Below are 10392 nucleotides of genomic sequence, written 5' to 3' on the forward strand. Positions count from 1 at the left end.
TCGCGGACGATCGCGCGGCCCATCGCGACACGTTGGCGCTGGCCGCCGGACAGGGCCTTAGGCTTACGATCCAGGTAGTCGGTCAGGTCCAGGATTTTGGCGGCCTCGGCGACGCGGCGGCTGATCTCTTCCTTCGATTGATGTGCGATCTTGAGCGCGAACGCCATGTTTTCGGCCACCGACATGTGCGGGTAGAGCGCGTAGTTCTGGAACACCATTGCGATGTCGCGCTCTTTGGGTTCGAGGTTGGTGACGTCGCGATCGCCGATGCGGATCGTGCCCGAGTTCACGTCCTCCAGTCCCGCGAGCATGCGTAGCGCGGTGCTCTTGCCGGAGCCGGACGGGCCGACCAGGACGAGGAATTCGCCGTCCCCGATGTCGAGCGACAGGCGGTCCACGGCGGGCTTGTCGCCCTTGGTGTACAACCGCGTGGCCTGATCGAACGAGACTGTGGCCATGGAGGTGTGTCCCCTCACCGGCAGGAACGTGCCGGACGATCCGAAGCAATGGGGGGATCAGCGTGGCGGGTCGGGGCGCGCAGGGTGTGGCGTACGCGCGGGCGTGTCACTCGCGTGGGTGACACAATTGGCCCGCCCGGGGGCCTGGCAAGAGCCCAGCCCCCCTCGTACACCGCAGCAACGGCCGGTCCAGCGCCCCCGATACGCCGTCACCGGCAGCCCGGCAGCCCGGCAGCCCGGCAGCCCGGCAGCCCGGCAGCCCGGCACCGCCTCGCCCGCCCCGCGCCAGGCCCAGGCGACGAAGACCCTACTGGCCGCCCTCCACCCGCTCCACGACCTCGAACGCGTCCCCCACCCGAATCGTGCTCGGCTCACCCGGCACCAGATCCGGCACCAGGTTCTGTCCGAAGACCAGACTCTTGCCGAACCGCCGGTGCCTGGCGAGCGTCCGAAGCGGTTCGTGGCCACGCTCGCCGGTCCGCTGGTCCGTCGTCGTGACGATGCACCGCCCACATGGCTTGACCACCCGAAACGTCACGGCGCCGATCCGCACTCGCCGCCATGCGTCCTCGGCCCACGCGATCGGCTCGTCGACGACCACGCTGGGCCGAAACCGGTTCATCGGGAGCGGCTCGTCCATCAGGGCGTCGAGTGCTTCGAGTGAACCCGTCGTCGTGAGCAGCAGCGGATATCCGTCCGCGAAACTCACCCGGTCGGCCGAAGCGGCGTAGGTCTGATCCGGCCTGCGCCGGGTCGGATCGTCGAGATGTACGAGCCGGACGTCCGTGCCCAGGAACTTGCCGAACCACGTATGCGCGTCGTCCGCCGCGAGTGCGGCGTCGAGTTCGGACTCCCACACGCTTACCGGGATGAGCCGGACCTCGGCAGTCGGCTCGACCCTGAGCTCGTCCATCGACGGCGCCCGCACCACGATCGCCCCGTCGGGCTCCTGCCGGACCGTCACGGTCGCCAGGCGCGGTTCCTTGCGCTGGCTGATGAACCGCCCACTCTCGTCGACCAGCATCCAGCGACGGTCCCCGGCCAGTCCCCACGGCTCGACGACGGCCTCGGCGAGGTCGATGCCGCGAGCGGACTTGATCGGATACACGTGCAGTGCGACGAGATTGGCCATGCAGCCACTGTTTCACGCCGTTCGGCGAGACCGGCCTCAGGTTCGTACGCGTGCTCGGCCGGAGCGCCGTAATGGGGCAAACGTCAGTAACGGGGCGGGAATTGCCCGGGCTCGCCCATGTTCGGCACCCGGGGCGTCGGGACCTGCGGCGGCTGCACGTACTGCGCGGAGTACTGGCCGGCGCCCGGCTGCGGGGCCTGGTGTACGGCCGGCTGCGGGGGCTGCGGCGCGGCCGGGGCCATCGACGCGTAGCCCGACAGGTGCGCGTTGTTGTACTGGCCGCCGGTGTACTGCGGGGCGCCGCCGTACTGCGCGGGCGCGGGCACGGGAGCGGGCGCCTGGATGGGCTGCATCTGCATCGGCTGCGGCGCGTTGTAGCCGTAGCCGGGGGCGGACGCGCCGTACGAGGATCCGTACGCCGGGGCCGGCGACGAGTACGACGACGGAAGCGCGGGGAGGGCGGGCAGCGCCGGTCGTTCGCCGAACAGCGGGTGCATGGCGAAGTCCGGAATGGGCAGGTTGAATGGCCCGACCTCCGGCCGGCCTCGTTCGGCCACCAGACGGTCGTAGATCGGGGTCTCCGAATACGGCGAGTAGGTGCCGCCGTCATAGGCGCGAGCCGAGGTCATGGCCGATAAGGTACGCGATCCCCGGCGGTTGCGAACCCCCTGGGTGGTGACGAATTTCGGCGCGTTGCGTCAGAAGTCCGTCAAGCCTTGTCGACAGCCCGTCTCGGGGCGGATCCGTGGCCCGCGCAGGACATGTGATAGGGCATCACATTTCGGCCCAATCCTCCGTTCCCGGTGCGGGGTCTTCCCCGAACGGGCTTGCACGTGATGCGGTATGGACAGGCTTCGTCACCCGACGTCGCGATCTCGTCCTTGCGGACCGAACCGAGCCGAGCCGAGTACCAGCCGAGTCACGTCGAATCGAGCCGAGCCGAGCCGCGTCACCCCGAACCGAACGCGCCACGCGCGTCGTTGGGTGTCCACCCGGTTCGCTTCGGTTCCGTCCGGTTCGGCTCGGGGTTGCCCGGTAGGCGTGATCGCGGGTCGGCGCGCAGCCGCCAACGTCCCGGGCAGCGTCGCCCGCCGGTCGGTGCCGGCTCGCGCCTGCCCATCCGGCCGGGGAGGACCACGTGCGGCAGGACGCGCAGGGCACGCAGGACACGCAAAAGGCGGAGCAGGCAGCGAAGGCGGAGCAGTCGGAGCCGCCGCGGCCGTCGGAGGCAACGGAGAAAGTGGCGCAAGCGGAGAAAGCGCGAGGCGATCACGACCGCGCGCTCGCCCGAGCCCGTGCCCATCAGGAGGCGCACGACCGTCGAGACGCCCACGACCACGCGTTGGACGACGCGCTGCCGCCGGCCGGACCGATCGAACCGGCGCCGCCCGCCGCCGCGTTGCTCGCCCGCATTCGCGGCGGGTGGATCGGCCGATGCCTGGGGGCGTCCGATGCGGCGCGCGGCCCGGGCGGGTCGTCGGTGAGCGAACCGGAGGCCCGCGGACAGGACCGCAGCGACGCGGTGGACCACGCGGTGCTGAGCCTGCGGGTCCTGGAACTGCACGGGCCGGGTTTCACGAGTGCGCAGGTCGGGTCGTTGTGGTTGCTCACGTTGCCGTTCCTGCGGCCGGGAGCGGCCGAACAGGCGGCGTACCGCAACCTGCTCGACGGCCTGTTGCCGCCGCACACCGCGCTACGCGACAACCCGCACGGCGGTTCGGACGAGGCGATGGCGCGGGGCGACCTGTACGGCTATGCCGCGCCCGGTGACCCGCGGCGCGCGGCTCGGTTGGCCCGCAAGGACGCGTGCGTCTCGCACACCGGCGACGGGCTGTACGCCGCGATGTGGGCCGCGGCCCTCGCGGCGGCGTCCTTCACGGCCCGGGATGCCGTCGAGGCGGTCGCGGTGTCGTTGCGGCACGTGCCGGTGGCCTCGCGGCTTTCGGTGGCGGTACGCGACGTCCTGGTCGCCTACACGCGCGGTTGGACGTGGGAGCAGGCGGCTGCCGAGGTACATCGATGCCACGGCGCCGACACGGGCCGCGACGCGCCCGGCAACGCCTCCTTGATCACGGCCGGCCTGCTGTGGGGCGGCCCCGACCCGTGCCGCCGTATCGGCCTGACCGTGCGCGGCGGCTGGGACGTGCACGCCACGGCCCCGGTCGCGGGCTCGATCGCCGGCATTCTGCACGGTGGCGCGACGTGGCCCCGGTTGGTGGCGACGGAGGTTCGAACGGGGTTGCCGGGCCAGGGCAGCTGCGACGTGCGGGACCTGGCCGAGCGGACGTTCGCGGTGACCCGCAAGGACCGTGCCGCGCACGGGAACGCGGGGATGGGCGACGGCTGACGCGGTGGGCTGCGCGGGCGCGGAGGAGTGGTGGGCGTGGCGGGGTGGTGTCACTCGTTCGGCTGTCCCGGGAATCACTGTCGTTGCCGATCGGCGGGTGGCACCACAGGCTGGTCGAGTGCTGCCACCCACGAAGCGACACCCGAGGGGCCGGCGCGTCGTCGCGGGTGTCCTGCTGGTGGTGCCGATCGTCGTGACGCTGGCCGTCCCGCTGTACGGCCGGGCGTCCGGGGCACTGTTCGGACTCCCGTTCTTCTACTGGTATCAGCCCGCCTGGGTCCTGCTCGCCGGCGCGTGCACGACCATCGCCTTGCGACTGTTGCGGCCCAGGGTTCGTGCCCTGCCCCGGGCCGCTCGTCGTGCTCCCCGGCACGACGGGCCGCCCCGAGGGTGAGCGATTCGATCAGACCATCCAGGGCGGCGCGATCCGCGCGGCGTCGCGCGGGGCCAGGCCGCACGCGTCGGGCGGCGTCACGTCGTTCGGGTTGTACGCCAGGGCGCCGGCCGGCGCGGTGACGATCGCGGTGAAGCCGGCGTCGGCGTCCGCGTACACCCGGCGCGGGGCGTCGGCCGGGGCGACGAGGGTGTCGCCCGTGCCGACGGTGAGCCTCTCGCCGTCCAACTCGACCACGAAGGCGCCCGAGAGGACCGTCCAGATCTGCTCGGCGTCGAACGCGTGGTACGGGCCCTTCGCCCCGGGATCCATCGCCACGTGCCACAACGCCGCGGTGGCGCCGCCCTGGGTCGGTGAGGCGTAGGTGATCATGGCGGCGTTGGGCGTGGAGGTGCGGCGGGCGTCCGTGTTGCGGATGACAGGCATGAACGGATCTCCTAAACTCGACAATGTCGTTGTCGAAATAGTGAACCAGGTTGTCGATCTATGTCAAGAGGGCCCACGTCGAGAGACGCCGTGCGCGATCCCGAGGACGGCCGCGGGAACGAACCCGGGGCGGGAGCGGGGGCGGGGCCCGGCTCCCGGTCCGGCATCGCCCCCGGCTCGGGGGCCGACCGCGGGGCCGGTTCCGACCCCGATCGGGGTGCCGGCTCCGGCTCCGGCCCGGGGCCGGGTTCCTCCGGCCCCGGGGGCGAGAACGACCCGCCCGGCTTCGAACTGCCCTTGCGGCTGCTGATGGCCTTTCGGGTACTGATCGACGAGGTGCACGCCGATCTGGCCCGCCAAGGGCATCCCGACATGCGCCCCATGCACGGCTTCGTGTTCCAGGCGATCGGCCCGCACGGCACCACGGCCGCCGACCTCGGGCGGGCCCTCGGGGTGTCCAAACAGGCGGCCGGCAAGACCATCGAAAGCCTCGAACGGCTCGGCTACGTCGAGCGCGGCGCGGATCCGAACGACGCGCGGCGCAAGGTCGTTCGGCTCACCGCCCGGGGTTTCGACTCGTTGGCCAAGTCGGCCGCGAGCTTCGACCGGCTGCGGGCCGTGTGGGCCGCGGAGTTGGGCGCCGATCGGCTGCGCGCGTTGGAGCACGACCTTCGGGTGATGACCCCAGGGGGCGCGTATCAGCTCGACATGACCGCGTGGTTCGGCGGTGCGTGAGCAGCCCGGGAATCCGGGAACGGCCCGATGGCGGCGGCTCGGAAGGCAGTTGAGGCACGACGCTCCGCCGACGGTCGACGGTCGACGGTCGACGGCCGACACCGACGAGGCCCACACCGCCCGCGACTCCGCCGCGCGGCGGGCCTCCTGCTTCCGGCGTGCGGACGCGCGGGAACGGCTGCGGCCGGTGACCCGTGCCGGCACCGCAATCGGTCGGTTGGCCTGCTGGTCGAAGGTTGAGGTCCGGTAGTGGATCAGTCGCGATAGGCGGCGGGCGGTGGGGTTCTCTGGGCTTGGGAGGAGACGTAAGGGGCCAGGTAGGTGTCGAACAGGGCCAGCCAGGTGCCGTCTTGGCGGATGCGTTGCAGGGAAGCGTTCACGAAGCGGACCAAGTCGGGGCGGTCCTTGGAGATTTCGAGGCCGTACGGCTCGTAGGAGAGTTTGTCGCCGACGAGTTCGGTGTGTGGGTCCTGGGCGTGCAGGCCCAGCATGATCGTGTCGTCGCCCACCGAGGCGTCCGCGCCGCCTTGTTGGAGGCGAATCAGGCAGTCGTTCCAGTTCTCGCCGTTGACGTTGACCAACCCGGGGGTCGCAGCCACGCTCGTGGCGGCCGTGGTTTTGGCGACCGTGCACATCCGGGTGCCCTTCGGGAGCGCGCCGAGGCCGCCGCGGTGGTCGACCGCCGCAGCCGGTGTGTTCGTGAGGACCAGGACCTGTTGGCCGGCCTCGTAGTAGGTCGAGCTGAAGTCGACCTTCGCGCGGCGTTCACAATTGATCGTCACCGACTTGGCCACGAGGTCGACGTCGCCGTCGGCCACGGACTGTTCGCGAATCGCGTTCGGCAGGACGCGGAAGCGCAGGTGTTCCGGATCGGCGCCGCCGAACAGGTCCTTGGCGATCTCGCGCACCAAGTCGATGTCGAAGCCCCTGAGTTCGTTGTCGAGCACGTCCGCGTACCCGAAGGGATAGGAACTCTGGTCGATGCCGACGGTGAGGTAGCCCTTGCGCTGTAACTGCGCGAGTGAACCGTCGCGGGTGTAGTCGGCCGCTCGGGGTGGACCCGGCGCGGGACGCAGGCTCGCGGTCGGTTCGCCGCAGGGCGCGACGCTCGCGCTCGCGGATGCGGTCGTAGGCGACGAGGGCGTGGTGACCGCGGACGGGGTGGACTCGGCGACGGAGTGACTCGACGACGTGCACGCGGCGGTCAGGGTCAGGGCGGCCACGAGCGCGGCGGCGCGGGCGAAAGACGCGTGGTGCGAACGGCTCTCACGGTGTGAACCGCCCTCGTGGTGCGAACGGTTCTCGTCGCGCGAACCGTTCTTGTAGCGTGCGTGATTCTTGTAGCGTGAGCGGATCTTGTAGCGCGAACGGGCGGAACGCAGGGGCACGCCTGGCCACCTCCTCGGGGGTGGCGCCTACGCGACACCGCTCGACTGCTCCGGCTGATACCGGTGTTCGACGCTAGTGGAGCCGAGTCCGTCACGGGCGGGGGGAATCCCCCAGATTGCCGGTCCCGGTCCGCCCGTCCGCCCCGTCCCGTCCCGTCCCCACGGCGCTATCCGCCGGCCCGCGCCAGGACCTGACGAGGCTTCGGCGTCGGATCCGCGGCGCGAGCGGCTTCCGGATCGTCCGATCCGCCCTCCGCGCTCGCCGCCAACGCCACCGCCAGGTCCGCCCACAGGTCGTCCTCGTGTTCGAGACCCACCGAGAGCCGCAGCAACTTCGGGCCGATCTCGCCTTCAGCGCGCGCCGAGTCGTCGATGACCCGGTGCGTCAGCGAAGCCGGGTGCTGGATCAGCGAATCGGTCCCGCCCAGACTTACCGCAGGTGTGATCAACCGCAGCGCGGCCACCACCTCCATCGGGTCGCCGGCCACCTCGAAGGCGATCAACGCGCCACCGATGCTCGGGTAGTGCACGCGCTCGACTCCCGGATGAGCCGCGAGCCGAGTCGCGATCGTGCCGGCCGACGTGGACGCCTTCATCACCCGAACCGGCAACGTCGCGAGACCGCGAAGCAACATGTATCCCGCCAACGGATGCAGCAACGCACCCGTGGCGAACCGGATTTGGCGCAGTACCCTGGCCGACTCCTCGTCGCACGCCACCACGCCGCCCATGACGTCCCCGTGCCCGCCGAGAAACTTGGTCGCGCTGTGCAACACCATGCGCGCGCCGAACTCCGCCGGCCGCTGCAACACCGGTGTCGCGAACGTGTTGTCCACGAGCAGCGGTACGTCGCCCGCCTGCGCCGCGAGATCGGCGAGATCGAGCTCGGCCAGCGTCGGATTGGCCGGCGTCTCGACCATCACCAGGCCCGTCTCCGGACGCAGTGCCGCCGCGACACCGCCGGACGTGACCCACGTGACCTCGGTACCGAGCAGCCCACTCGTGAGCAGATGGTCCGTCGTGCCGTACAGCGGTCGCACCGCGACCACGTGCCGCTTCCCGCGCGTGGCCGCCGCGAGCAACGACGCGGTCACTGCGGCCATGCCGCTTGCGAACGCCACCGCGGCCTCGCAGCCCTCCAACTCCGCGAGCGCCTCCTCGAAGCGCCGTACGGTGGGGTTGGTCAACCGTCCGTAGATCGGCGAGCCCGAGGGCAACTCGCCCTCGGCGTAGGCGTCCAGGGCGAGCGCCGCACCGGGCAGGTCGGTCAGTGGGTACGTGGTCGACAGGTCGATCGGCACGGCGTGGGTGCCCAGGGCGGCGAGATCGTCACGGCCCGCGTGTACCGCGCGAGTCTCGAACGTGTGCCGCGCGGTGGGCGCGGAGTGGTTTCGGGGGTCCATGGCCCTCAGCCTGCAACGATCACCGGTGGTTGCGAGGATCCTCCGAATTATCATCGGCCGATGAGCCAATCCATCGCCCTGGATCCGATCGATCTCGGAATCCTTCGGGCCTTGCAGAACGATGCCCGGATCAGCAACAAGGCGCTCGCCGCCGAGGTCGGCATCGCGCCCTCGACCTGCCTGGACCGGGTCGGCCGGCTGCGCTCGGCCGGGGTGGTCAAGGGCGCCACGGTCGTGGTCGACGCGGCGGCGCTCGGCCGTCCGCTCCAGGCGATGCTCGCGGTCCGGGTGCGGCCGCATCACCGTTCGGTGCTCAATCCGTTCGTAAGCCACGTTTTGCGTCTGCCGGAGACCCGCGAGCTGTATCACCTCGCGGGCCCGGACGACTTTCTCGTGCACGTGGCGGTGGCCGACGCGACCGGCCTGCAACGCCTGGTCGTCGACGGCTTCACCGCGCGCACCGAGGTCACTCAGGTGCACACGATGTTGATATTCCAGCAGTGGCAGGGTGGCCCGCTGCTGCCGCCCGAACCCCAGGGCCCGGCCCGGCGCCTGACGGCGGGTTAGGCCCGCGTTCGTACGAGGACCCGGCGCTGTGGTGCGTGAAGGCGCAAAGGGCCGAGGGCGCGAAGACGCGAAGGCGCGAGGGCGCGAAGGTGCAACGACGCGACCGGGCGACGCGGTGACGACGCGGTGACGGCACGCCGATGTGCTCCGATGTTGCTCCGACGACGGCGTTCGGCGTGTGGCGGATCGTCCCAACGCCCATGGCCCGTCGGCGGGTTGCCGGCGGGCCATGCTTCGTCTCTCGATAAGCCTTCCACCAGCTTGTTCAACGGACTGTCAAAGCTTCGCCATGGTCCGAGGGTGCCGCGAGAAGACCCGGTGGCGCAGGGGCCAGACGTGCCAACGAACGGATACTCATGGTGACTTTACCGTCGCCGACTGTTACTCGCGGGCGCTCGAACATCTGTTGTTAAACGATCGTCGCCGGGAGTAGCGTCCCGCCCGGCCCGTCACTAATACGACCGGCCGGCCGCGCAGGTGGGTCGTCTGCCGCGGCGCCGGCGTTGCGTCCGGGTCGGGACGGGGGAGAGGGCCGAGATCATGGCTGCTGCGATACGCGCCCTGCTTCGCGGGGTGGCCCAGGTCGATCTGGTCGGCAGCGCGTGGACCGGACTGGCGTTCGTGGCCGCGTTGTTCGCGGCCGACTGGCGGGTGGGGGCCTACGCCCTCGTCGGGACTGCCGCGGCCACCGGCGCCGCGCTGCTGCTCGGCGCGGACCGCTCCGCCGTCGAACGCGGCCTGGAGGGCTACTCGGGCTGCCTGACCGGCATCGCCGGCTACCTGATCCTCGGCGCGAACCCCGCGAGCGTGGTCGTGGTCGTATTCGGCGGCGCCGTCTGCACGGTGCTCACGGCGGCGCTGAGCCGGCTGCTGCGCGGGATCGGGCTGCCCGTGCTGACCGCGCCGTTTTGCGTGGTCGCCGAGGTGCTTGCGATGGGCTCGTCGGCGTTCGGGCACGTCCGGGCCGAGGGGGCGGGCGGGACCCCGCCCCCGTTTCCGATCGATGGAGGGACTCGTCTTTCGGCATTGGACGCGGGCCGGGCCTTCTGCGCGAACATCGCCGAAGTGTTCCTGCTCGACCAGTGGTACGTGGGGCTGATCATGCTGGTCGGCCTGCTGATCGCGAGCCGGATCGCGGCCGCCGCCGCAGCCGCCGGCAGCGCCGTCGCGGTGCTGCTCGCCTGGGCGTTGGGCGCGCCCGCCGAGCAGATCACGGCGGGCCTGTACGGCTACAACGCGGTCCTGTCGGCCATCGCGCTCGCCGCGACCTTTCTGGTGCTGACGCCGTCGAGCGCGGCCTACACGCTGCTCGGCGTGATCTTCGCCACCGTCCTGACGGCTGCCGCGGGGGAGGCCCTGACCCCCCTGCACGGACACGCGTACACCTGGCCGTTCGTGCTCACCACCTGGCTGTTCATGGCCGCGGTCCCCACCCTGACCCGCATCCGTCGCCGTACCCCGGAGCCGGCCACCGAGCCCGCCGCCGAGCCCGCCGCCGCACCGGAGGCCGCAACGGCTGCGGCCGACACCACGGCCCCCGCC

Annotated in this window: 11 protein-coding genes; 5 read left to right on the forward strand and 6 right to left on the reverse strand. The window is 71.3% G+C overall.

The genetic code is table 11. The features are described 5' to 3' along the window. The 3 genes from GT354_RS32165 to GT354_RS32175 form a co-directional block, all read right to left on the reverse strand. On the reverse strand, positions 1-458 hold a 458-nt coding region (locus tag GT354_RS32165; RefSeq protein ID WP_161359908.1), incomplete at its 3' end, for an ATP-binding cassette domain-containing protein. Between the two features lie 307 nt (positions 459-765). After that, positions 766-1590: an MOSC N-terminal beta barrel domain-containing protein gene (locus tag GT354_RS32170; RefSeq protein ID WP_161359909.1), complete on the reverse strand. Its 825-nt coding sequence runs from the start codon at positions 1588-1590 to the stop codon at positions 766-768. 83 nt (positions 1591-1673) lie between these two features. Beyond that, complete coding sequence (locus GT354_RS32175) at positions 1674-2219, reverse strand: DUF6643 family protein (protein WP_202512550.1); 546 nt, start codon at positions 2217-2219, stop codon at positions 1674-1676. A 509-nt stretch (positions 2220-2728) separates the two neighbouring features. Here GT354_RS32175 and GT354_RS32180 point away from each other — a divergent pair. Beyond that, positions 2729-3937: an ADP-ribosylglycohydrolase family protein gene (locus GT354_RS32180; RefSeq protein WP_161359910.1), complete on the forward strand. Its 1209-nt coding sequence runs from the start codon at positions 2729-2731 to the stop codon at positions 3935-3937. A 118-nt stretch (positions 3938-4055) separates the two neighbouring features. Next, on the forward strand, positions 4056-4331 hold the full coding sequence (locus GT354_RS32185; RefSeq protein ID WP_161359911.1) for a DUF3311 domain-containing protein: 276 nt from the start codon (positions 4056-4058) through the stop codon (positions 4329-4331). Between the two features lie 9 nt (positions 4332-4340). Here GT354_RS32185 and GT354_RS32190 read toward each other — a convergent pair whose 3' ends face one another. Then, positions 4341-4757, reverse strand: coding sequence for a cupin domain-containing protein (locus tag GT354_RS32190; protein WP_161359912.1), 417 nt, complete (start codon positions 4755-4757; stop codon positions 4341-4343). A gap of 309 nt (positions 4758-5066) precedes the next feature. Here GT354_RS32190 and GT354_RS32195 point away from each other — a divergent pair, with 309 nt between their 5' ends. Next, positions 5067-5492: a MarR family winged helix-turn-helix transcriptional regulator gene (locus GT354_RS32195; RefSeq protein WP_161359917.1), complete on the forward strand. Its 426-nt coding sequence runs from the start codon at positions 5067-5069 to the stop codon at positions 5490-5492. A gap of 254 nt (positions 5493-5746) precedes the next feature. On the opposite strand, the gene GT354_RS32200 is transcribed toward GT354_RS32195, so the two are convergent. After that, on the reverse strand, positions 5747-6880 hold the full coding sequence (locus GT354_RS32200; RefSeq protein WP_161359913.1) for a transporter substrate-binding domain-containing protein: 1134 nt from the start codon (positions 6878-6880) through the stop codon (positions 5747-5749). A 167-nt stretch (positions 6881-7047) separates the two neighbouring features. Next, positions 7048-8283 (reverse strand): PLP-dependent aspartate aminotransferase family protein, encoded by a 1236-nt coding sequence (locus GT354_RS32205; protein WP_161359914.1) that lies wholly within the window; start codon positions 8281-8283, stop codon positions 7048-7050. A gap of 60 nt (positions 8284-8343) precedes the next feature. Here GT354_RS32205 and GT354_RS32210 point away from each other — a divergent pair, with 60 nt between their 5' ends. Together GT354_RS32210 and GT354_RS32215 are read left to right on the forward strand one after the other, a co-directional pair. Then, positions 8344-8850: an Lrp/AsnC family transcriptional regulator gene (locus GT354_RS32210; RefSeq protein WP_161359915.1), complete on the forward strand. Its 507-nt coding sequence runs from the start codon at positions 8344-8346 to the stop codon at positions 8848-8850. Positions 8851-9390: 540 nt separating this feature from the next. Then, a partial coding sequence (locus tag GT354_RS32215; protein ID WP_161359916.1) for an urea transporter occupies positions 9391-10392 on the forward strand: 1002 nt, incomplete at its 3' end.

The sequence above is a fragment of the Streptomyces sp. SID3343 genome (genome assembly GCF_009865215.1).
Taxonomy (GTDB): domain Bacteria; phylum Actinomycetota; class Actinomycetes; order Streptomycetales; family Streptomycetaceae; genus Embleya.